This window comes from uncultured Lacinutrix sp. (assembly GCF_947500605.1).
GTDB lineage: Bacteria > Bacteroidota > Bacteroidia > Flavobacteriales > Flavobacteriaceae > Lacinutrix.
Genome location: NZ_CANMSJ010000001.1, coordinates 299,777 through 323,384 on the forward strand (window position 1 = coordinate 299,777; position 23,608 = coordinate 323,384).

General features: G+C 32.8%; 17 protein-coding genes and 1 riboswitch. Of the genes, 9 read left to right on the forward strand and 8 right to left on the reverse strand.

The window, feature by feature from the left end; all coding sequences use genetic code 11:
• Nucleotides 1-4: 4 nt before the first annotated feature.
• The 7 genes from Q0935_RS01390 to Q0935_RS01420 all read right to left on the reverse strand — a co-directional run bounded on the left by Q0935_RS01390 (nucleotide 5) and on the right by Q0935_RS01420 (nucleotide 9,518).
• Complete coding sequence (locus Q0935_RS01390; RefSeq protein ID WP_299381747.1) at nucleotides 5-2,509, reverse strand: heavy metal translocating P-type ATPase; 2,505 nt, start codon at nucleotides 2,507-2,509, stop codon at nucleotides 5-7.
• A 77-nt stretch (nucleotides 2,510-2,586) separates the two neighbouring features.
• On the reverse strand, nucleotides 2,587-3,144 hold the full coding sequence (locus Q0935_RS01395) for an AraC family transcriptional regulator (protein WP_299381749.1): 558 nt from the start codon (nucleotides 3,142-3,144) through the stop codon (nucleotides 2,587-2,589).
• A 2-nt stretch (nucleotides 3,145-3,146) separates the two neighbouring features.
• A complete protein-coding gene (locus Q0935_RS01400) occupies nucleotides 3,147-4,385 on the reverse strand; it encodes a TolC family protein (RefSeq protein ID WP_299381751.1) in 1,239 nt (412 codons plus the stop codon).
• On the reverse strand, nucleotides 4,385-4,600 hold the full coding sequence (locus Q0935_RS01405; RefSeq protein WP_299381753.1) for a four helix bundle protein: 216 nt from the start codon (nucleotides 4,598-4,600) through the stop codon (nucleotides 4,385-4,387). The genes Q0935_RS01400 and Q0935_RS01405 overlap by 1 nt, the downstream gene beginning before the upstream one ends.
• A gap of 89 nt (nucleotides 4,601-4,689) precedes the next feature.
• Entirely contained in the window at nucleotides 4,690-8,475 is a 3,786-nt protein-coding gene (locus Q0935_RS01410; protein ID WP_299381755.1) for an efflux RND transporter permease subunit, read from the reverse strand.
• A 117-nt stretch (nucleotides 8,476-8,592) separates the two neighbouring features.
• Nucleotides 8,593-9,006, reverse strand: coding sequence for a hypothetical protein (locus tag Q0935_RS01415; protein WP_299381757.1), 414 nt, complete (start codon nucleotides 9,004-9,006; stop codon nucleotides 8,593-8,595).
• Nucleotides 9,007-9,269: 263 nt separating this feature from the next.
• The gene (locus tag Q0935_RS01420; protein ID WP_299381759.1) at nucleotides 9,270-9,518 is read right to left on the reverse strand and encodes a hypothetical protein; all 249 of its coding nucleotides are present in this window, start codon (nucleotides 9,516-9,518) and stop codon (nucleotides 9,270-9,272) included.
• Nucleotides 9,519-9,664: 146 nt separating this feature from the next.
• On the opposite strand from Q0935_RS01420, the gene Q0935_RS01425 reads away from it, so the two are divergent.
• The 3 genes from Q0935_RS01425 to Q0935_RS01435 all read left to right on the forward strand — a co-directional run bounded on the left by Q0935_RS01425 (nucleotide 9,665) and on the right by Q0935_RS01435 (nucleotide 15,050).
• A complete protein-coding gene (locus Q0935_RS01425) occupies nucleotides 9,665-12,541 on the forward strand; it encodes an NACHT domain-containing NTPase (RefSeq protein WP_299381761.1) in 2,877 nt (958 codons plus the stop codon).
• Between the two features lie 274 nt (nucleotides 12,542-12,815).
• On the forward strand, nucleotides 12,816-13,910 hold the full coding sequence (locus tag Q0935_RS01430) for an alkene reductase (RefSeq protein ID WP_299381762.1): 1,095 nt from the start codon (nucleotides 12,816-12,818) through the stop codon (nucleotides 13,908-13,910).
• Nucleotides 13,911-13,991: 81 nt separating this feature from the next.
• Nucleotides 13,992-15,050, forward strand: a complete 1,059-nt coding sequence (locus Q0935_RS01435) for an NAD(P)-dependent alcohol dehydrogenase (RefSeq protein ID WP_299381764.1) — start codon at nucleotides 13,992-13,994, stop codon at nucleotides 15,048-15,050.
• A gap of 63 nt (nucleotides 15,051-15,113) precedes the next feature.
• Here the strand turns inward: Q0935_RS01435 and Q0935_RS01440 are convergent, their stop codons facing one another.
• The gene (locus Q0935_RS01440; protein WP_299381765.1) at nucleotides 15,114-16,421 is read right to left on the reverse strand and encodes a Na+/H+ antiporter NhaC family protein; all 1,308 of its coding nucleotides are present in this window, start codon (nucleotides 16,419-16,421) and stop codon (nucleotides 15,114-15,116) included.
• A gap of 49 nt (nucleotides 16,422-16,470) precedes the next feature.
• Nucleotides 16,471-16,568, reverse strand: a riboswitch (SAM-I-IV-variant riboswitch).
• Between the two features lie 265 nt (nucleotides 16,569-16,833).
• On the opposite strand from Q0935_RS01440, the gene Q0935_RS01445 reads away from it, so the two are divergent.
• The 6 genes from Q0935_RS01445 to Q0935_RS01470 all read left to right on the forward strand — a co-directional run bounded on the left by Q0935_RS01445 (nucleotide 16,834) and on the right by Q0935_RS01470 (nucleotide 23,605).
• Nucleotides 16,834-18,165, forward strand: coding sequence for a TolC family protein (locus Q0935_RS01445; RefSeq protein ID WP_299381767.1), 1,332 nt, complete (start codon nucleotides 16,834-16,836; stop codon nucleotides 18,163-18,165).
• A gap of 101 nt (nucleotides 18,166-18,266) precedes the next feature.
• Entirely contained in the window at nucleotides 18,267-19,472 is a 1,206-nt protein-coding gene (locus tag Q0935_RS01450) for an efflux RND transporter periplasmic adaptor subunit (protein WP_299381769.1), read from the forward strand.
• 6 nt (nucleotides 19,473-19,478) lie between these two features.
• Entirely contained in the window at nucleotides 19,479-20,222 is a 744-nt protein-coding gene (locus Q0935_RS01455) for an ABC transporter ATP-binding protein (protein WP_299381771.1), read from the forward strand.
• Nucleotides 20,223-20,311: 89 nt separating this feature from the next.
• On the forward strand, nucleotides 20,312-21,532 hold the full coding sequence (locus Q0935_RS01460; RefSeq protein WP_299381773.1) for an ABC transporter permease: 1,221 nt from the start codon (nucleotides 20,312-20,314) through the stop codon (nucleotides 21,530-21,532).
• A gap of 38 nt (nucleotides 21,533-21,570) precedes the next feature.
• Nucleotides 21,571-22,521, forward strand: a complete 951-nt coding sequence (locus tag Q0935_RS01465) for a YHYH protein (RefSeq protein ID WP_299381775.1) — start codon at nucleotides 21,571-21,573, stop codon at nucleotides 22,519-22,521.
• Nucleotides 22,522-22,567: 46 nt separating this feature from the next.
• The gene (locus tag Q0935_RS01470; protein ID WP_299381777.1) at nucleotides 22,568-23,605 is read left to right on the forward strand and encodes a sensor histidine kinase; all 1,038 of its coding nucleotides are present in this window, start codon (nucleotides 22,568-22,570) and stop codon (nucleotides 23,603-23,605) included.
• Nucleotides 23,606-23,608: the final 3 nt, after the last annotated feature.

Genomic DNA, 23,608 nt, shown 5'->3' on the forward strand with positions numbered 1-23,608 from the left:
TTGACTATATTTTAATATTTCTTAAACGTAACGCATTGGCTATTACTGATACCGAACTAAAACTCATTGCTAATGCTGCAATCATTGGAGATAATAACAATCCGAAAAATGGATATAATATTCCTGCTGCAATTGGTACACCGATAACATTATAAACAAAAGCAAAAAACAAGTTTTGTTGTATGTTTTTAACTACACCATGACTTAAGTTTTTAGCTTTTACAATGCCTTGTAAATCTCCTTTAACTAAAGTAATTGTAGCACTTTCAATAGCAACATCGGTTCCTGTTCCCATTGCAATACCAACGTCCGACTGTGCTAAAGCTGGTGCATCATTAATACCATCTCCAGCCATAGCAACTACTTTTCCTTGTTGCTGCAATTTTTTTATTTCGTTTAGTTTATCCTCTGGAAGACATTCTGCTTTATAATGTTTTAGTTTTAATTGTTCTGCGACTGCTTTAGCTGTGTTTTTATTGTCACCAGTAAGCATAATAACGTCAATACCATTGTCCTGAAGTTGTTTTATAGCCTCTTGACTTGTCTTTTTAATGGCATCAAAAATAGTAACATATCCTACAGCTTCATTTTCTACGGTGATGTAAGACACTGTTTTTCCTTGTTCTTGTTCTGCAATTACTTGACTAGCTAAACTTTCTGATATAGAAATAGAGAATTGCTCTAATAATTTAGCATTTCCTAAAGCTACTTTTTTATTATCAATGGTACCAATAACGCCTTTTCCTGCTACCGCTTCAAAATCGTTTACTTTGGTAATAGCGACCTGTTTTGATTTACCATAATTTACAATAGCTTCTGCTAAAGGATGCTCGCTATATTGATTTAAAGAAGCAATATAGTGGAGTAGTAGCTCTTGTTCAATTTTAGTCACAGCAATCACTTTTTCAACAGATGGTTTTCCTTCTGTAATCGTTCCTGTTTTATCTACAATAAGCACATCTACTTTATTCATTGTCTCTAAAGCTTCTGCATTTTTAATTAAGACACCAGATTGTGCACCTCTACCAACACCAACCATAACAGACATTGGTGTTGCTAACCCTAATGCACAAGGACAAGCAATAATTAATACAGCAATGGCATTTACAAACGCAAATACATACGCTGGTTCTGGACCAAAGACTGCCCAAAGAATAAAGGTAATTATAGAAACTAGTAATACGGTAGGTACAAAATACTTAGCAATTTTATCTGCCAATTTCTGTATTGGTGCTTTAGAGCGACTGGCGTTATTAACCATATGAATGATTTGAGACAGTAACGTTTCCGAACCTACTTTTTCAGCTTTCATTACAAACGACTTTGTACCATTTATGGTTCCTGAGGTTACTTTATCGGCTACCACTTTATCAACAGGAATAGGTTCTCCGGTAATCATAGATTCGTCAATACTACTCTGTCCTTCAACAATACTACCATCTACAGGTATTTTCTCTCCAGGTTTTACACGTAATAAATTGCCTTGTTCAATCTTATCAATTGCAATAACTTTGTCTTCGCCTTCTGTTACCAATGTTGCGGTTGCGGGTACTAATTTTAGTAATTCCTTTATTGCACCACTAGTTTGACTATGCGCTTTTGCTTCTAATAGTTGTCCTAATAATACTAAGGTTAGAATCACTGTTGCAGCTTCAAAATACACAAAAACATTGCCATCTGCGGTTTTAAAATCTATAGGAAATACGTCTGGAAATAACATAGCGAATACACTAAATAACCAGGCAATACCAGAACCTATTCCGATAAGCGTAAACATGTTAAAGTTTCTTGTTTTAATTGAAGTCCAAGCACGTGTAAAGAACATCCATGTGGCATAAAACACAACAGGAATAGACAATACAAACTGGATCCAATTCCAGGTTTTTTGCTCTAAAATGGTATATAACGGATTATTGCTGAGCATTTCTGACATGGCTATTAAAAATATGGGTACAGTAAAAGCGACTGCAATCCAGAATTTTTTTAATAGTTTATTATAGGTTTTATCTTCTGCTGAAGCATCTGCTTCCAATGGCACTAAATCCATTCCGCAAATGGGACACGCTCCGGGTTCGTCTTTAATAACTTCAGGATGCATTGGGCACGTCCATTGCGTTGTTGTGGTATTTGTTAGGTTTTGTTCTTCTACTAAATCCATTCCGCATACTGGGCAATCGCCAGATTTGTCATAGGTTTTATCGGCTTCGCAATGCATAGGACAGTAAAAAGTATCTGTACCTTGCCCTTTTTTTATTTCCACGGAAGTATTACTATTGTCCTTAGCATGATTATGGTCTCCTAAATGATGTATGCTGTATCGACCACCATCGTTTTTTAAAGCCTCCTGAAAGGTTTCTAAGGCGATATGTGAATCCATTTCTATCGTAGCTTCTGCTTTTTCTAAATCGACTGTAGCTATTAAAACACCTTTTACTTTTGAAAGGGTGTCTTCCACATGACTGCGACATCCGTTGCAAGTCATTCCGTGTATGTGATATGTATGTTTCATTTTATATGCTTTTTTATAAATTACAAACAAATGTATCTCTCTTTCGAAAAACAAGTTTTTCTAATTCTGGTTATATTTTATACAATTTGGTCTAATTCTTTGCGATCCCAATCTTGCAATTTTCGGTATTCGGACATAGACATTCCTGTGACGGTTTTAAACTGTTTCGCTAAATGACTACTGTTATTATAATTTAGATTATGTGCTATTTCAGAAAAATTTAGCTGATTTAATTGAATGTATTCTTTTACTTTTTCAATTTTTAAATTGATAATATATTTCTCGAGGGTTATACCTTCAGATTTACTAAAAAGTTTACTGATTGCTGAGTCATTTTTATCAATTTCTTTTGAAATTTTAGAAAAAACAGCATTGACATTATTGTCTGAAACACATTGAATGACAACAACTTTAATTTTCTCAATTAACATTTTAGATTCATCTTCAATAAGCTCAAAACCTAAATCTTTAAGCTCATTTTTTATAGCTGTATAATGCTCTATGACCTCTTGTTTTACGATTATTTTACCTAATTCTATAGCGTCAATGTCTAGCCCTTTACTTTCCAATAAATCTATTATAGTAGATTTACATCTTGCACAAACCATATTTTTGATAAGTAGTGTCTGTCCCATTTTTATTGAATTAAATAATTAATAATTGTCGTTTGTAAATAGTAACTTTTAATAGATTCTATTTGATTAATTTGAAACTTCAATTGTAGTTCCTGAATGTCTAAAACATCATTAAAATCAATAGTACCAGTTTCGTAACTTCTTACTAAAATCGATTCGGCATCCTTAGCTTGTTTTAAGTTTTTTACTTGTGTATTGTAACTTATTCTAGCCGATTTTCTATCGTTTATTGCTTTGTCTAATAGTTTTTCTAACGTGTTTAAACGGTCTTGTTTTTGAAATTCTATTTCCTGTTGTTGTAATTTGTTTTGCTTGGTTTTCGATTTGTATTTCTTATTAAAAATAGGAATGGAAAGCGATACTGTGGGCATTAAAATATCTTGTCCGTTTTTGCTAAACGTAATATCGGAATCTGGTTGAATATTAATATAATCAATTCCGAATCCAAACGACAGGTGACTTTCTTTTTGGTTTAGTAATTCCGATTGTGTTACCGAATTAAACAGTCTATCATATTTTAATAACTCAGGATGTAACGCTAAATTTTCGGTAGTAATTTCAAGTGCTTCGGAAGGCATTAATAACGACTCTACAATAGGCACTTCAATAGCACTATCTCTATTCAAAAGCTTGTTAAAAGCCGTTTGCTCTGCTAAAAATTCGTATTCTAAAACCTGTTGTAATTGTTCTAATTCATTCTGGCGAATTTGTAATCTAAAAACATCAACAGCAGATGCTTTTCCAACTTCAACAGACGTTAAAGCCAAGGCTTCATACGTATCTAATAATTCAATATTTTCTATTAAAACAGCCTGTTTCGCTTTATTAACATACAATTTATAGTAAGATTCCGATACAGAAACGATTAACTTTCGTTTGGCAATTACAATCGCTTCATAATCGATTTCAGCTAAAGCACTTGCATAATTTTCACGTGACGTAATAGTACCAAACCAAGGAAACATTTGTTTAGCCGACACCTTAAAACGTTGTGTTCCGGTTCGTGTTTCTGGTTCAATAACAAAATAACTAGCACTAAAATCGGTGTTTGGAAGCGTATTAACTTCATTCACTTTTTCTGTTGCAATAGCGTATTGTAATTCAAATTTCTGAATCTCAGGATTATTTTCCAAAGCAGTAGTAATGTAAGTTTCTAGTCCTTGAGAATTTACAGAGTGAACACTAAAAAGTGAAAAACTAAAAACAATGAAATGCAGTACTTTTTTTATAGAATTTGTCATTATAATCTAGATTTTGATGTTTTTATGGAACTAACCAACATAGCTTTACTCTGTGCAAATTCCGCTTCACGAATTAACGCTCCAACAGCTGTTCCACTTCTTAAAAGTTGTTTACTTAAAACATATTCCTTTTGTTCTGTAACTAGTAATTGAGATAATTTCACAATTAAAATAGCAAAGGCATAACTTTTATCTTTTAAAATACTTCTTCCCATAATTTTAGTGTTTCACTTAGAACTCTTCACTTTAATCTTTCAACTTTCAACTTTCAGTTTTTCAACTTTCAGTTTTTCACTTTTAACTTTTAGTTTTTCACTTTCATCTTTAATCTTTTCACTTTAATCTCTTCTCTCCAGCTATATAAAACCGGAACAATAAAGTAGGAGGTAATATCAATAACCATCCCTCCAAATATTGGAATTGCCATCGGAATCATGATATCACTTCCTTTACCTGTGGATGTCAAAACGGGTAACAACGCTAAAATGGTGGTTACTGTAGTCATTAAACACGGACGAATACGTTTTTCTGCAGCATGTAAAGCAGCTGCTCTAATACTTTTTTTGTCAGACGGTTTTTCGCGATCAAAAGTTTGTGTTAGATAGGTGGCCATAACCACACCATCATCGGTAGCAATACCAAATAGTGCAATAAAACCAACCCAAACGGCGACACTTAAATTAATGGTTTTCATGTTAAAGAGGTCTCGCATATTCTCGCCAAACACGCTAAAGTTGAAAAACCAATCTTGACCATATAGCCAAATCATGATAAAACCACCAGCAAATGCCACGGTAATTCCAGTAAATACCATTAATGATGTGCTAACAGATTTAAACTGAAAATAAAGTATTAAAAAGATGATAGCCAATGCTAACGGAACAACCACAGACAATGTTTTTTCTGCACGTAATTGATTCTCATAAGTACCTGTAAATTTGTAACTGATGCCTTTTGGAACAATTAGATCTCCAGATTCTATTTTTTGTTGAAACAATGCTTGTGCATTTTCGACAACATCAACCTCTGCAAAACCATCCAATTTATCAAACAAGACATAGCCTACTAAAAAGGTGTCTTCACTTTTTATGACTTGTGGACCTTGCTCGTATTTAATGGTTGCCAATTCACTTAAAGGAACAGGACTACCCGTTTCTACAGGAATATAAATGTCTTTTATATCTTCTGGATTACCACGTAACTCTCTTGGGTAACGCACTCTTACAGCATAACGTTCTCGTCCTTCAACGGTTTGTGTTAATGGCATACCACCAATAGCAACTTTTAAAACACTTTGTACATCTGCTATTGAAATACCATATCGAGCTATTTTTTCTCTGTCGATATCAATTAGTAAGTAAGGTTTTCCAACAATTCTATCTGCAAAAACAGCTTCTATTTTAACGCCTTCCGCTTGTTTTAGTAGTCGTTCCAATTCTAAGCCAAACGCTTCAATTTGTTTTAAATCTTGACCTTTTACTTTAATTCCCATTGGCGCACGCATACCGGTTTGTAGCATGACCAATCGGGTTTCAATAGGTTGTAATTTTGGTGCAGACGTCACGCCTGGTAATTTGGTGACACGTACAATTTCGTTCCAAATATCATCAGGACTTTTAATTTCTGGTCTCCAGTTTCTGTAATATTCACCGTTGTTATCTTCGATAAGTTGTTCTTTTGCATTAAGAGATTGCCACGCTTCACTTTGTTCTGCTCGCAATGACATTCCGTTTTTCAATTCAAACAATCCATCAGCATTCACTTTATAACGCTGTCTTTTTCCTTCGGAATTGCGCATGTATTCCGATTTATATTGAATCATGTTTTCATACATGGATAAAGGCGCAGGATCTAAAGGCGAATCTGTTCTACCAGCTTTTCCGACTACAGTTTCAATTTCTGGAATAGTCGCAACCGCCATGTCTAATTGCTGAAGCACACGTTTATTTTCTTCAACACCAGCATGAGGTAAGGAAGTTGGCATTAATAAAAACGATCCTTCATTTAGAGAAGGCATAAACTCTTTTCCTGTATTTTTCATAATCCAAAATCCAGTTATAAGAACGGTCGCAGGAATTATTAAAAACAATACTTTATTGGCTAGAGCCCAGCTTAGAATCTGACTATAATACCTTCTAAAAACAGAAAACACACCTAAAATTCCGAAGCAAATAATAGCAACAAAAATAAGATTGACAATGATACTGCGGTTAAAACCTAATGGTCTCCAATATTCGGCAAGTAGACATACAATTGCAATCGAAGACATAATAATATTTATTAGATTTATTTTCTTCTTATCTAATCTCTTTAAAACACCTAGTAAACCAGTGATACCAAAAGCGACTAAGAGTAATCCTAACCAAAATCCGTAAATAATAATTGCAATTCCCGCAAGTATTAAAACGCCATTTAAAAAATATCTAAAGGAATTTTTTAATATTGTTTTTCTGAATAAATACGCTGCAAAAGGTGGAATTAAAAACAAGGCGATCACCAAAGAGGCTGATAATGCCATCGTTTTTGTAAAGGCTAAAGGTCTAAACAATTTCCCTTCTGCACCAATCATAGTAAATACAGGTACAAAACTGATAATAGTAGTTAAAACGGCAGTTAAAATAGCACCAGATACTTCCGCAGTAGCGTTATAAATGATTTCGTTTATTGACAGTTTATTATTTTCAATAGCATTGTGATTATTCTGAAGAGATTCCTCGTCGTTCGTGCCTCGCGCTGTCGGAATGACATTTTCATTGTCGTCCAGATGTCGAATCATGTTTTCGGCGAGTATGACGCCCACATCAACCATAGTTCCAATAGCAATAGCAATACCCGAAAGCGCAACAATATTAGCATCTATATTAAACAGTTTCATAGCAACAAAAACCATTAAAACAGCCACTGGTAATAATCCTGAAATTAAGATGGAAGCTCTTAAATTAAACACCATTATTATAATCACCAAAATGGTAATTAATATCTCTAATGTCAATGCTTCGTTAAGGGTGTCTAAGGTTTCTACAATCAGTTCTGTACGATCGTAAAAAGGAACCACTGTTAATTGAGAGGTGCGTCCATCTGCTAAAACCTTAGATGGTAAACCGCCTTTAAGCTCGTTAATTTTTGCTTTTACATTGGTAATGACTTCCATCGGATTGGCGCCATATCTTGCCACTACAACACCACCAACAACTTCAGCACCTTCTTTGTCTAAAATCCCTCTTCGTGCAGCAGGACCTAAGGTCACCTTACCAATATCTTTAATTTTAATGGAAGTAAAGTCGGCGGAAGTCACAACAGCATTTTCAATATCTTCAACAGATTTTACATAGCCTAAACCACGTACTAAATATTCGGCTTGATTAATCTCTAAGGTCTGTGCACCAATGTCTTGATTACTATTTTTAACTGCTTTTACAACTTGATTTAAACCAATATTGTATTGGCGCATTAATTCGGGATTAACATCGACTTGATATTCTTGAACATAACCACCAATAGAAGCGACTTCAGCAACACCACTAGCAGATGATAAACCATATTTTACATAGTAATCTTGAATACTTCTTAGTTCTTGTAAGTCCCAACCGCCAGTCACGTTTCCGTCTGCGTCTCGACCTTCTAAAGTGTACCAAAATATTTGCCCTAAACCTGTAGCATCCGGTCCTAAAGCAGGATTTACATCTTCTGGCAATAAGTTACTTGGTAAAGAATTTAGCTTTTCTAAAATACGACTACGGCTCCAGTAAAACTCAACATCTTCTTCAAAAATGACGTAGATACTAGAGAATCCAAACATAGATGAGCTACGAATGGTTTTTACTCCAGGAATTCCCAATAGGGAAGAGGTTAATGGATAGGTAATTTGATCCTCAATATCTTGAGGCGATCGGCCATCCCATTTAGTGAATACAATTTGTTGGTTTTCACCAATATCAGGAATGGCATCTACAGCAACAGGATCACTTGGTAAAAAGCCAGTGTCCCAATTAAATGGAGCATTTACAGTTCCCCAACCAATAAAAAGGGCGAGTAATAATACAGCTACGAGTTTATTTTCTATTAGAAATTTAATGCTTCTATTTAGCATAAGGTTTGATGTTTAAAACAATTAGAAAGAGATGCCATCCCAAATAGGAAAACACCGAATACAGTACATTATCCTAATGATATAAATCACTGGATAATACAGTCTATTGTTTTAAAATCAGATTAAATAAGTCTCGTCTAACTTAAAGATTTGCGTTCTGACGAGTGGTGGTTGATACGTTTCAAACGTAGAGGTGTTATTTTCGACACCTTCAAAAAGATTGATATACGTATAAACAAATGAAGCTATAAAAACTTGTTGTTCAAAAGGAATTTGGTCTACTTGTAGTTGTAATTCATTTTGACCATCAACTACTAATTGTTCATCATTACAGCAGTTTTTCTTTGTAATAGAACATTTTTTAGTTGCAGGTTTTTCCATTTTCATGCCGCAACCTTCTGCTTTGTTAAACAATGCAGTTTCTACTAAAGTATCGCCACAATAATGCATGTTCATAGTGAATGACAGTGTAGAGAATAACACTACAATAGCCATTGCAAAAGACATTATTTTATGGAAAAATTTCTTCATAATTATTGCAAAGGTAATATAACTTTTATATTTTATTCAAAATGTAGTGTTAATTTAGGGATTGGGAGTTTTTGAGGTGTTGGCTAATACAGAAGATGATTAGTACAAATTATTTATTTCTGAAAAAGTAATATTCTTAGCGAAAGAGGTAGAGTAGTTGTTAGAAAACAATTGAACGTTTTTAATTTTTTGTGGTTTTGAATCCAATCTTAACCTCTAAAAAAAGCCTCCGTAAGGAAGCTTTTTTTAGAGGTTAAAAATAATTAGATAAAACCGTTATTATATTGATTAATATCAATAGTATGATAGTTATTATTTTGATCTATATGATGTTCTATTCTAAATAAATCATTACCATCTAAATCTTTATACAGATCTATAATAATTTTACAATTATATAGTTTGTTACCATCAGTAACTCCAGTGTTATAACTTTCTCGTTCGTTAACTTTAGTAAGCTTACCTTTCATTACTTTTTCGTCCAAATCTTGAACTGTTTTTTTTGCATCCATAAATAGTGTATTGTTCAAACAAAAATACAAAATATAAATGCGTAAAACTTCTTTTTAAAAAATGAAGAAAAGGAGAGAAGTTGAAAGGGTGTGAAATGGAATTATTCTTTTATATTTACATTAAAGACCGATATATTATTTTTAATATGAATAAAAAAACAGATAGTTTAGAAGAACTTTCATTGTCAAAAATGAATGAGATAGTCATTAGTCTATTGGAAAAAGAACGATATCATAATTTAAACAGTAATTCTTTTAATATTATTACTGGAGAAACAAAAGAAGGTTTGTCTGTATTAACAACAACTTTTTATATCTACCAAAAGGAACTTTCTGGAAACAATGTTGATGCTAAAGATTTGATAGAAAAAATAAAATTAGCACATAAATCAACTAATCCAAACTTATTAATTTTAGTAACTGGTTTTAATGTATCAGGTTCTGTTGCTAAATTACTTAAGCGTAGTATAGATTTTAATTTAGAGATTTTAGAAAGGGATAAGTTATCTGGTTTAATTAATACTCATTATCCTAATTTTTGGACGTATCAAAACTTTGATCTTGTTAGTTATGAAAAGTGTTTCTTAGAAGAAATGGCTGAAAAATCAGCTTTATTAAACATTCAAGGTCTTGAAAATAAAGCTAAAAAACTTATTAATATATACATAAAACCAAGAATTTTTGAAATTAAAGGTGATTTACAAAGTAATAGCACTCAGCTTAATCGTGTGAATGAAGTAGATATAATGAAAAGGAAAGAATCTTGTATTATTGAAGGTGATACCGGTTCAGGAAAGAGTACTTTGTTAAAAGAAATTGGACGTCTACAAATAGAAGAACAGAAAGATTTAAAAACACTTCCTATTTTTATATCTCCCACCTTACTTTTTAATTCAAATTTCAGTATTGAAACAGTATCTAAAATTTTACTTAAAAAGGGTAAGGTTCTTGGTGAGTGGACTCAAATTATTGAATCATATAATATATTATTTCTAATTGATAATATTGATGAGTTTGAAGAAAGAGAACAGAAGAATGTTATAGAACAACTAAATGAATTATCTAAATCGGATAAAATTCGTTTTATATTGACTACTAGATCAGTTAAAACAGGGAGTCTAACTTCTTATTGTAACAATCCTAGCCTATTTCAAATAAGAAAATTTAACGATTTACAGATAAAAGAATTTGCATCTAGATTTTTTAATAATGAAGGAATTGCTAGTAATTTATTAGATGCGCTAGAGGATTATAGAATATTAGAGAGATTACCTTTAACTCCTCTTTCTTTATCTCTTATTGCCTTAGTTTATGAAAAGGAGAATTATGAAATACCTGCAACAATTTCTGATATTTATGACAATTTCAACCAACTTATTTTAGGGAAAATTACTGCTACTAAGAAATTTGAAATTATAAATTTTAATTTTAGAGAACGTATATTATCTGTTTATGCACTTGAAATATTACAGAACAATAATAGTCGTCCATATACAAAAAATGATTTTATTAAGTATTTTAAGGAATATTTTAGAGCTAAGTCAAGTGGAGTAGATACTGAAGTCATAGAAGAATTTTTAGTGTTTTTTATTGATAATTCGGGAATATTAAAAATTGAAGAAGATAAGTTTATAAATTTTTCGCATAAATCATTTTTAGAATATTATGCATCATTAGAAATTTTTAAACATAAGAGAACTTTAGAAAATAAGTTAGTAGATAACTTTCTTGATTTAAACTGGCAAAATGTAGCAATATTTTTTGCCGGTCAGTCAAAAGATATGCCTGATTTTCTTCAAAATATTATGAAGAAAATAAGAGGAGCTGAAAAACTAGACGATCATTACAATGCAATTCTTGGTTTGGGATACTTATTGCAAGCACTATATCAAACTGATAACAAACTTCGTAAAGAAGCTGTATTATTATCATTAAATCAAAGTTTAAATCTGCATGAATGGTATAAAAAAATTATATCGGATGGTGATATTTTGTTTTTTAAAAAAATGAAGTTACCTGCATTATCAGTTTTTAACATGTATTTCTTTTACTTAAATTTTTTATCATCTACACTGAGTGAACCTTTAAAAATGGCTTTTGCCCAATTATTAGAGGAATATAAAAAAGAAGGAGAGACAAACATCGGTTACCAACTTTTAACAATATCTGCAATCTTTCATTCAAAGAGGATGGGAGATTCTTCTTACCTTCAAAAACTATTAGACGAAACAGCAATACTTAAAGACCCGTATCTTGTTACAGTAGCTGAGTTTGCTTTATATTTTAGTAGTAGTAATGATCATAAAGAAATGAAACAACAGTTACATAAAGCTTATAATAAAATGAGTAATGTAACTAAAGATTTAATAAATTTACCAGCGACTAGATTAAGGTTTTCTAATCTTGATTTAATAGAGTCAAATAAAAGAGTCACTTTAATTACTGAGGGACCAACAGATGCAGAAATATTAGAACACGCTTTTACAATACTTACAAATGGAAAAATACCATATTGGAAAGTGAAACCAGCGGGAAATAAGGGCGGTGGAGCAAAAGAAGTTAAATTTATATTGGATAAATCAAAACCTTTAAATGGGGATAATGATACAATCATTGGATTATTCGACCATGATGCTGAAGGTATTAACCAATATGATGGATTACAGTTTGACAGCTATAAAGATTACGCAAGAGTTAAAAAAATGAAAGACTCAAATATATTTGGCATAAAGTTACCAGTGCCAAAATTTCGTGAAGAATATATAAAACAAGAAAGAGAACATTTTTATTTAGCTATAGAACATTATTTTGATGATAAAGTACTTGAAGACTTTAGTTTAGTTAGACCATCTGGAATACCTGGCCTTTTAAAAATTAAAGATGCAAACGGAATAAAAATTAAATTTTCAAAACATATTAAATCACTTAAAAAAGCGGAGGAATTTAGACATTTCATACCATTATTTGAGACTATAGATGATATTTGCGGTGTGGAAGAAATTGATTACCAAGAATTCATATAAATGTATTTTAACTCGTGGTTCGAGAAGGTTTAATTGAATTTTGAATAAAGAGCAAGTCATTAGAGTTTAGGTATTTAATAATAAAGTTGCTTAAAAATTATTAATACACAATAATTTACATCAAACACAATACTAAAAATTATATCAATATACAAACCAACACACATTCCAAAACATCCCTAATGTTAAAACTATTCTTAAAAAAGTCGAAAATCTAAAAAAGAATAAAGGCGTAATGTAAATTTGTACTCATTAACTATTAATAAAATATAAGATGAGTAAACAACCCTTATTAACTCCATATAATAAAAATATAAATTTAAAAAACAGAGTCGTTATGGCACCTATGACGCGTAGTCGTGCAGATAACGAAGGTAAAGTAGCAACCGACGAATTACAAGGCTTGTATTATGAGCAACGTGCTTCGGCTGGTTTAATTATTACTGAAGGCTCTCAAGTCTCTAAACAAGCTGTTGGATATATAAATACACCAGGAATCCATACCGAAGCGCAAGTAGAAGGTTGGAAAAAAGTAACGAAACGTGTACACGATAAAGGCGGAAAAATCTTTATTCAGTTATGGCACGTTGGACGTATGTCTCATCCAGATTTTCATAATGGCGAATTACCAGTTTCGGCTTCAGCCTTAAATCCTAATTCAAAATCGTTTACTCCAGGAGGTTTCAAGGATACGGTGACTCCAAAGGAAATGACTATTGCAGATATTAAGCAAACGGTTGAAGATTTTAAAAACGCAGCAGCAAATGCAGTAAAAGCTGGTTTTGATGGCGTAGAAATTCATTCTTCAAATGGTTATTTATTTCATCAATTCTTCAACGGAACATCTAACAAAAGAACAGACGAATATGGCGGAAGTATTGAAAATAGAACCCGTTTTTTCTTCGAAGTTTTAGATACTATGAAAGAGGTGATTCCGCAGGAAAAAATTGGTGTACGTTTTAATCCGTCTTTAGATGGTTTATTTGGTATTACAATGGATAAGGATACTATTCCAACGTTCGAATACATTATTAAAAAACTAAACGATTACAATTTAGCTTACGTACATTTATCTGAACCGTTTACAGATGTCTCTGAAGTACCTTTTGCAGTAACCGAAATCGCTAAACACTTTAGACCGTTATACAATGGTACTTTAATGATTAACACTGCGTTTGATCAAGAGAAAGGAAACAAAGTATTGGAAGCTGGTGATGCCGATTTAATAGCTTACGGAAAGCCATTTGTCTCTAATCCAGATTTAGTGGAGCGTTTTGAAAACAATTTGGAATTAGCAGAATGGGATCAAGATACGTTTTACACAACAGGAGCAAAGGGTTTCACAGATTACCCAAATGCTTCTAAATAATTAGCTTACCTTATAACAGTTCTATTTCAAGAGTATTAAATATAGAAATCGAATTAAAATTAACATTAAGAAACCATAATAATGACAACGACAACAGTAAAAGCATATGGTGCAACGGCATCAACCGAAGAATTAAAACCATTAGACATTGAGCGTAGAGCAGTTGGAAGAGACGATGTAAAAATAGATATTACGTTTTGTGGTGTTTGCCATAGTGATATTCATACCGTTAGAAACGATTGGAAAGGCTCTACTTATCCAGTAGTACCAGGACACGAGATTATTGGTCGTGTTATGGAAATTGGTGCAGATGTTACTAAATATAAAGTAGGAGATAAAGTAGGTGTAGGATGTTTAGTAGATTCTTGCCAAACCTGTTCTTCTTGCGAACAAGATTTAGAGCAATTTTGCGAAAAAGGAACAACATGGACTTACAACAGTCCTGATAAGCATATTGAAGGTAAACAAATGTACGGTGGATATTCTACATCTGTAGTTGTTGATGAGAAGTTTGTATTACGTATTCCTGAGAATTTAGACGATGCAGGAACTGCACCATTATTATGTGCAGGAATTACAACTTGGTCACCTTTAAGTCATTGGAAAGTAAAAAAAGGAGATAAAGTGGGTGTCATTGGTTTAGGAGGATTAGGACATATGGGAGTAAAGTTTGCACACGCATTAGGTGCTCACGTAGTAATGATTACAACCTCTCCAGAAAAAGGTAAAGATGCTAAAAGATTAGGAGCACATGAAGTATTGGTGTCTAAAGATGCTGACGATATGAAGAAGCATCAAGGAAGTTTTGATTTTATCTTAAACACCATTCCTGTAGGACATGAAATGGATCCTTATTTAACGTTGCTTAAAATTGATGCTACAATGGTGTTAGTTGGTGCAATTGAAGCTTTAAAACCTTTTCATGGAGGTAGTCTTATTGGAGGACGCAAGCGTATTGCAGGATCTTTAATTGGAGGAATTAAAGAAACTCAAGAAATGTTAGACTTTTGTGGAGAACACAATATTACTAGTGATATTGAGCTTATTGATATGCAGGATATCAATAAAGCCTACGATCGTGTAACTAGTAACGATGTTAAATATCGTTTTGTAATTGATATGAAGTCGCTTAAAAGTTAAAACCATTTTTAAAGTAAATATTAAAACAGCATCTCAATTATTGAGATGCTGTTTTTTTTGTTTTTAATTAGAACGTAATCGTAGTGGTTTAAAACTGATAAATAATAAGGTATATATAAACAATAATGCCAAATACCAAGTGTTAGAAACTAAATCTAAGTAATCTATTTTTCCGTTAGAGAAACTTAAAATCATTAAAACCTGTGCGCCATAAGGTAAAAGGCCTTGTGTAATACAAGCAAATATATCTAATATAGATGCTGTTTTTTTATTGTCTAAATCGTATTCATCATTAATCGTTTTTGCAATAGGACCAGCAATTATTATAGAAACCGTATTGTTGGCAATCGCCATATTAATGGTGCTTACTAAAGTTGCAATACCAAATTGTGCAGACTTTTTGTTTTTTATGAGTGTCTTAATTTTTAGAAGTATAAAATCGATACCTCCATTTTTTTTAACCAAAGCGGCTAATCCGCCTGTAAGTAAGGACAGTAAGAAAATTTCCGTCATACTTGTAAAACCAGTATAGGCTATTTTGGTAGATTCAATAAGCGTAAAATCGCCATAAATTAGGCCTAAAAAGATACCAGAAATAACACCTAATAATAAGGTTACAAATACATTAACACCAAGTATAGATAGCGTAATAACCAATAAGTAAGGTGCTATTTTTATTACAGAATAACTATAGGCTACAGTTTCGGTTTCTACATCTTTTAAACCTAAACCTTGAATAATTAATATAGCAATGGTAAATAGGGCAGCAGGAACGGCAATTTTAATATTCTGTTTAAATTTATCACTCATTCTACAGCCTAAAGACTGCGTGGCTGCAATGGTAGTATCGGAAATTACAGATAGATTATCACCAAACATACTACCGCCTAATAATGCGCCACAAAGTATCGCTAAATCTACACTACTTTTATCTGCAATACCAATAACAATTGGCGCTAAAGCAACGATGGCACCAACCGATGTACCTGTAGACACCGATAAAAAACCAGCAATTATAAAAATACCAAAGTAAATGTATTGTATGTTAATATAATCTAACCCAAGGTTTACAATAGCATCCACACTACCTGTTGCTTTTGTAATGGTCGCGAATGCACCTGCTAATAAATAGATTAAACACATGGTTAAAATCTTATCGTCACCACAACCTTTTAACAGCGTTTTAATTTTAGAATTTATAGATTGTCTAAACATTAAAAAAGCCACAATAATACCTGCTATAACTGCAATAGGAGCAGGTAATGCATAAAAATCGTTTTGATAGATACCAACACCTAAAAACGTAAATACAAATACGAATAAGGGTATTAGTGCGCTAAATTTTGGAGTAATTGTTTTTGAATTTGCCATTTTTCTTTTTTCATTTTAAAAAGGATATAGCAGCTTATAAGTAGAAATATGAGTTAACATTTGTTCCAATTAATTGGCTTATCTATTTAGCACCTTGCTCGTTATTGCAGGTTGCTATCTCCTTTTTTGAGATTCTTGATAATTAATTTAAGAGCGCAAAATTAGTGCATAAAAGGATAGACATATCTTAAAAAATGTTAATTTTTAATACTATTCTAAAACTTAAGGTTTAAAGAGTTAGCACTTATTGTAGCCGATTAAAGCTCGAATTTTAAATTTTACGTTATCAGGAAAAAATCTCATCGATAAATAACGGGCTTTTGTATATTCAATTGCCGTAAACGTCTATCGCTTTATAATAAGATTATATATAGTTACACCTTTGAAGTGTTAAATCAAAACACTCAAAAAAATGAAATTATATCTAATCCTAGCAAGTCTATTCTTCGTGCAGTTTTCTTTTGCACAAGACGCTTCAACTAACACAGCACCTAAGGTGTGGTCTTTAGAAGATTGTATCACGTACGCCATAGAAAATAACATTACTGTAAAAGATGCAGCTTTAAATAAAAGCATTGCCGAAATAGATTACAGTAAAGCAAAGTCATCTAGATTGCCGAACCTGTTTGGTAGTGCGTCTCAAAATTTTTCTAGCGGAAATACTATTGATCCTATTACTAGTAGTTATGTTACAGATCAAATAAACAGTACTAATGTTGGTATAAACAGTTCTATGACCTTGTTTCAAGGCAATCAGATTAGCAATCAAATTAAACAAAATAAACTACTGTTAGAGCAAAGTGTGTATTTGGAAGAAGTAGAAAAGAATAACATTGAGTTAAATATTTTAGAAGTCTATTTACAAACGCTTTTTAGTAAAGAAAGTATCGCTATAGCGGAAAACAATTTAGCAGCTTCAGAAAAAGAAGTACTCAGAGCAAAAGCACGCTTAGATGTTGGTACTATTGCATTAAGCGATTATACAGAAGCACAAAGTCAAGCAGCTACAAACAAGTACAACGTTATTGCTTCTAAAAACGATTACCAACAATACATCATTCAGCTAAAGCAGTTATTAGAATTATCGCCTTTAGAAGATTTAGAGATTGAAACCATTGATGAAAACATGGATTTAATTAATCTAGAAATCGATAAAAACCAGTTATACAATAACGCTATTGGTTTTTTACCAGAGATACAAGCAAGTAAACTAAACATAGCTGCAAACGAAAAAGAATTAGACATCGCAAAAGGTGGCTTTTTACCAACGTTGTCTTTAAACGGAAGCATTGGTTCTGGTTACACAAGTATTAATGATAATACGTTTTCAGACCAGTTTGATGTTAATTTTAATCAGAAAATAGGACTGTCTTTAAGTATTCCAATTTTTAATAGAAATCAAACTAAAGCAGCAGTTAAAACGGCATCAATAAATATTGAAAAAGCTGAGATTCAAAAACAGAATACAGAAAAAGAAGTTTACAAAAAAGTAGAAACAGCGTATCAAAACGCAGTGTCTGCGCAGGAACAAGTCATTGCGGCGGAAGCCTCTAAAACTGCAGCAGAGCAATCGTATAAACTAGCACAGAAAAAGTATGAATTAGGAGGTTTAAGTACAACGGATTTAGTGATTAGTCAAAACACCTTTACTAATGCACAGCAAAACTATTTACAATCTAAATACTTAAATATTTTATACCACCAATTATTACAATTTTATCAAGGAAACGACATCAAACTTTAAACCATAATACCATGAACCTTCCATAATTTAAATTCGATATCTACGGAAATGATAATATGGAAGCACCATGTGACCGAACAAAAAACAAAATATATAAACTCATGAAAAATAAAAAAAATATAATAATAGTAAGCATTGTACTTGTAGTACTCGCTATTGTAGGATACGCATTATTAAAAGGAGACAATGCTATTGTAATTGAAGCTAAAACAATAGCAGTAAAAAAAGCAAACGTAACTACAATGGTTACTGCAACAGGTACAATGGAACCAATAACACAAGTTGAAGTTGGTACACAAGTCTCTGGTGTAGTAGAAAAAATATATGTGGATTATAACAGTGTGGTTACGGAAGGGCAGCTAATAGCAGAATTGGATAAAACCAATTTAAACGCAGCAAAAACACAAGCACAAGCAGCGTATGATAACGCGGTTAGCCAAAGAAACTACACACAAACGATTTACGACAGACAGAAAACGTTATTTGATAATCAAGTGATAAGCAAATCAGATTTTGATGATGCGACTTTCAACTATCAAACAGCAAAAGGAACGGTGACACAACGTTATTCAGATTTACAACAAGCCAGAACCAATTTAGGTTATGCTAATATTTATTCGCCTATCGATGGTGTGGTTTTATCTAGAGCTATTGACGAAGGGCAAACGGTGGCAGCAAGTTTAAGTACACCAACGCTATTTACTATTGCTCAAGATTTAAAAGAAATGCAAGTAGAGGCAGATGTAGATGAGGCAGATATAGGACAAGTAAAAGAAGGACAACGCGTCACATTTACAGTCGATGCTTACTTAGGTGAAACCTTTGAAGGTGAAGTAACACAAGTAAGACTGGATCCAACTGTTACTTCAAATGTAGTAACGTATACCGTTGTAATTAAAGCAGATAACCCAGATTTGAAACTGAAGCCAGGATTAACAGCAACTATTTCAATTTATACATTAGAATTAAATGAGGTATTAACTGCGGAAGCTAAAGCGATCAACTTTAAACCAGAAACTGAAACCTTAGCAACGTACAATTTACAACATCAATTATCTGAAAATAGTAGTACATCATCTAAAACAGAAACGACGCTTTGGGTATTAGAATCTAATGGAGCAATAACACCAAAAACGGTAACACTTGGCGCAAGTGATGGTGTAAATGTACAAGTATTAAGCGGCGTTTTAAAAGGTGAAAAACTTGTGTATAGTTTAAAAGGCGTTTCAAAATCGGAGGCTAGTGTTTCCGCTAAAAGCGAAAGTCCGTTTATGCCACAAAAACCAGGAGGTAACAGGAAAAAATAAATAATCATGAGTAAAGCAATCATAAAAATAGAAGATTTAAAACGAGAGTTTACCATGGGAACCGAGACGGTTCATGCATTAAGAGGTATTTCGTTTGATATTAAAGAAGGTGAATTTGTCACTATAATGGGATCAAGTGGTTCAGGAAAAAGTACCATGCTTAACATTTTAGGATGTTTAGATCAACCAACGTCTGGAACCTATGAAATTGATGGTGTAAGAGTGAAAGATTTATCTAGAAATGAATTGGCAACTATTCGAAACGAGAAAATTGGATTCATTTTCCAATCTTATAATTTATTAGCCAGAACATCGGCTATTGAAAACGTAGAGTTGCCCTTATTATATAACAGTAAAGTAAATTCCGAAGAGCGAAGGGAACGTGCAATCAAAGCTTTAGAGATGGTTGGTTTGGGCGAGCGATTGCATCATACACCTTCGCAGCTTTCGGGAGGACAACAACAACGTGTGGCTATTGCCAGATCGTTGGTTAATAATCCAGTAATGATTTTAGCTGATGAAGCCACAGGGAATTTAGATACAAGAACGTCGTATGAGATAATGGCGTTATTTCAGGAGTTAAACAAACAAGGGATTACAATCACATTTGTTACGCACGAGCCAGATATAGCGACGTTTAGCAGTAGAACTATTGTGTTAAAAGATGGTGAAGTGATGCAGGATTATGAGAATCATAACATTCAATCTGCAGCAAATGAATTGGCCAAATTACCTAAACAAGACGATTAATTATGAAATGCCATATCAAAATTCTAATATGAATTTATATGTAATTGTGACATTCCATTTGACCTTAAAAAAACAATAAATATAAACAGATGAGACTATTAAATTTATTTAAAATAGCAACAAAAGCAATCATTCTTAATAAAACAAGAACTTTATTAACGATGCTTGGGATTATTATAGGTGTGGCTTCTGTTATTGCAATGTTAGCTATTGGAGAAGGCTCAAAAGAGAGCATTCGGACTACCATATCAAGTATGGGATCTAATATGATAACTATAAAAGCAGGCGCAGACACTCGAGGCGGTGTAAGACAAGAGGCAAGTGTTATGGAATCGCTGACTTTAAGTGATTATAAAGCCATTAAAGCGCAGTCGACTTTATTAAGTTATAGCACGCCAGTGGTAGAAGGTAAAGGACAAGTTATTAATGGATCTAGCAATTGGCCATCCTCGATTTACGGTGTTAACCCTGAGTATTTAAACATTAAAGTGGTCGATTTACAAAGTGGGAGCATGTTTACAGATGCTGAGGTTCAAACAGCGTCTAAAGTGGCTGTAATAGGTCAAACTGTGGTAGATAATATATTTCCTGATGGGCAAGAGCCTGTAGGGCAAATGATTCGTTTTAATAATATTCCGTTTAAAGTCATAGGTGTTTTAGAAAAAAAAGGAGAAAACACCTTTGGTCAAGATCAAGACGATGTAGTCATTGCACCTTATACAACGGTGCAAAAACGTATTTTAGCTATTGATCATTTAAATCAGATTATGTCATCTGCTATCAGTGAGGAAGAGGCGCCAAATGCTGTTTTAGAGGTCTCTAAAATTTTAAGAGAACAACACAAATTAACCGATAGCGATACAGACGATTTTACTGTACGTTCTATGGAAGAGTTAATTTCAACCTTCAGTTCAACTAGTGAAATGCTAACAATACTGCTAGTTGCGGTAGCTAGTATCTCTTTATTAATTGGGGGAATTGGGATTATGAATATTATGTATGTTTCCGTAAAAGAACGTACCAAAGAGATTGGGTTACGTATGGCTGTAGGAGGAAAGGGCTCCGATATTTTAATGCAATTTTTAATAGAAGCCATTTTAATAAGCATAACTGGAGGAGTTCTAGGTGTATTATTAGGGCTTGGAGCGACGGTATTCATAGAAAAATTCTTAAATTGGCCTACAAGCGTGGCTATGTATTCTATTGTTATTTCTTTTGCAGTATGTGCTGTAACAGGTATCTTTTTTGGATGGTATCCAGCTAGAAAAGCATCGGCTTTAGATCCTATTACCGCGCTGCGTTACGAGTAAAGACTCGTGATTCTAACTTATTAATAAAACAGATAAACATGAAAACCAGCAAACATTTAAAACCATTTTTACTTTTAGTAATCACCATTGTATTGGCGTCCTGTAGATCAGATAAAAATACTGAGTTAGTTAAAGTTATTTCAGTAAATCCAGATTATTTTATTGCAGATAATATTATTGGTAAAATAACTCAGGAAACCGTGGAACTAGACGGAACACCAACATTATGCTATGTGTTTAAAACCAACTCAAGACCATCGGAACATCAAATGGGACCTTGGTGCCCAAGGCATATTGATGATGCTAAAGAAAAAGGAGGTATTTGGTTTGAAGACGGAAAAGTCTATGATGTAGATGGTCATTTCATTGCAGAATTAGCCGAGTTTTATAAAGATGATGAATGGAAAGTGTTTAGAGAAGATGGTAGCGTAAAGTATACCGCTACACAAGAAGAATGCGAAGGAGCAGCAAAGCCAGATGTGGACGAAGCTTATCAAAATTATTGTGTAGAATGTTTACCTAAATATTATAAAGACCAAGTAACAACGTATACTATTCCGGTTACACCTGTGTATACAAATAATGAAAAACGCTTTAGAGTAGGTGCGATTGGTGTCGCTTTTAATGGTGTTAATTTTGATCCACCAGCACCAACAGAAGCTATATTGGCTGCACATACTATTGCGCCTTTAGATGATCATGGTGGACATGTGAATCCGCATGGTGGTTACCATTATCATGCAGCTACAGGATTTACTAAAGAAGTAAATCAAGCAGATGTGCACGCACCAATGTTAGGCTATGCTATTGATGGTTTTGGTATTTACGCACTTTTAGATGCTAATGAAAATCAACCAACAGATTTAGATGATTGTGGTGGTCATGAAGACGAAACTAGAGGTTACCATTATCATGCTGGAGAACCAGGAGGTAATCAAGTAATAAAATGTTTAAATGGTGTTGCAGGAAATGCACGTGTACAGGAGTAAATAGACCTTTTTGTAACAAAAGAATATTAAAATTAAATTAAAGTTAATGTACAAGAATAAAAACATAACCATCTTTTTACATCTACTAGTTTGGCTAACATTATTTAGTTTACCTTACTTGTTATCTTATAGTCAAGATCAAGAATTAGATAGAGTTAAAGCACATTTTTGGATTCCTTTGTTCTTTTCTGCAATTATCTTTTACTTCAACTACTTTGTGTTGATAGATCGTTTTTTGTTTCCTAAAAAAACGTTATTGTTTATAGCGGTTAATATTGCATTGATAGGATTGTTCTTGTTTTTAAAAGAATATATTGAAGATAACTATTTTCAAGATATTTTAAAGAAACGTCTAGCAAATACCGAGAGAACAGAGCCTCCATTTAAAATGGCGATGTATATACAATTGTTATCATATTTAGCACCTTTATTCTTTTCAGTAGCATTAAAATCAACAAAACGTTGGGCTAAAACAGAAGCAGAACGTAAGGAAGCAGCTAATTTTAAATTGAAGTCGGAGTTACAGCATTTGCATTATCAATTGCAGCCACATTTCTTTTTTAATTCGTTAAATAACATTTATTCTTTAGTTGATATTTCGCCAGATCAAGCAAAATCTTCGATTCACAGTTTAAGTAAGTTAATGCGTTATATGTTGTATGAGACTAATTTAGAAGTGGTTCCGCTTAGTAAAGAAATCGATTTTCTTAAAAAGTATATCGATTTAATGAAGTTAAGAGTATCGGATAAAACAAGCGTTAGCTATAGCTTTCCTGTTAAAGAAACAGGTATACAAATAGCACCTTTATTATTTATTTCGTTAATCGAAAATGCTTTTAAGCACGGTGTTTCGGCTACTAAACCAAGTACTATTGATATTAATATGACTTGTGATGATAATACCGTTTTGTTTTCAGTTGAAAACCATAATTTCCCAAAGAAAACAGACGATAAAAGTGGTTCTGGTATAGGACTTCAGAATTTAGAAAAGCGTTTAGAGTTGTTGTATTCAGATAAATTCAGCTTTAAAACCATTTTAAAAGATGATCGCTTTTTAGTCACTTTAAAAATTGAAACCAATTAATTT

Coding starts and splice junctions, on each gene's coding strand:
- Q0935_RS01390 (WP_299381747.1), bottom strand. CDS start 2,509: ATGAAACATACATATCACATACACGGAATGACTTGCAACGGATGTCGC.
- Q0935_RS01430 (WP_299381762.1), top strand. CDS start 12,816: ATGAGTAAACAACCCTTATTAACTCCATATAATAAAAATATAAATTTA.
- Q0935_RS01470 (WP_299381777.1), top strand. CDS start 22,568: ATGTACAAGAATAAAAACATAACCATCTTTTTACATCTACTAGTTTGG.
- Q0935_RS01455 (WP_299381771.1), top strand. CDS start 19,479: ATGAGTAAAGCAATCATAAAAATAGAAGATTTAAAACGAGAGTTTACC.
- Q0935_RS01465 (WP_299381775.1), top strand. CDS start 21,571: ATGAAAACCAGCAAACATTTAAAACCATTTTTACTTTTAGTAATCACC.
- Q0935_RS01395 (WP_299381749.1), bottom strand. CDS start 3,144: ATGGGACAGACACTACTTATCAAAAATATGGTTTGTGCAAGATGTAAA.
- Q0935_RS01400 (WP_299381751.1), bottom strand. CDS start 4,385: ATGACAAATTCTATAAAAAAAGTACTGCATTTCATTGTTTTTAGTTTT.
- Q0935_RS01415 (WP_299381757.1), bottom strand. CDS start 9,006: ATGAAGAAATTTTTCCATAAAATAATGTCTTTTGCAATGGCTATTGTA.
- Q0935_RS01405 (WP_299381753.1), bottom strand. CDS start 4,600: ATGGGAAGAAGTATTTTAAAAGATAAAAGTTATGCCTTTGCTATTTTA.
- Q0935_RS01420 (WP_299381759.1), bottom strand. CDS start 9,518: ATGGATGCAAAAAAAACAGTTCAAGATTTGGACGAAAAAGTAATGAAA.
- Q0935_RS01435 (WP_299381764.1), top strand. CDS start 13,992: ATGACAACGACAACAGTAAAAGCATATGGTGCAACGGCATCAACCGAA.
- Q0935_RS01440 (WP_299381765.1), bottom strand. CDS start 16,421: ATGGCAAATTCAAAAACAATTACTCCAAAATTTAGCGCACTAATACCC.
- Q0935_RS01460 (WP_299381773.1), top strand. CDS start 20,312: ATGAGACTATTAAATTTATTTAAAATAGCAACAAAAGCAATCATTCTT.
- Q0935_RS01450 (WP_299381769.1), top strand. CDS start 18,267: ATGAAAAATAAAAAAAATATAATAATAGTAAGCATTGTACTTGTAGTA.
- Q0935_RS01410 (WP_299381755.1), bottom strand. CDS start 8,475: ATGCTAAATAGAAGCATTAAATTTCTAATAGAAAATAAACTCGTAGCT.
- Q0935_RS01445 (WP_299381767.1), top strand. CDS start 16,834: ATGAAATTATATCTAATCCTAGCAAGTCTATTCTTCGTGCAGTTTTCT.
- Q0935_RS01425 (WP_299381761.1), top strand. CDS start 9,665: ATGAATAAAAAAACAGATAGTTTAGAAGAACTTTCATTGTCAAAAATG.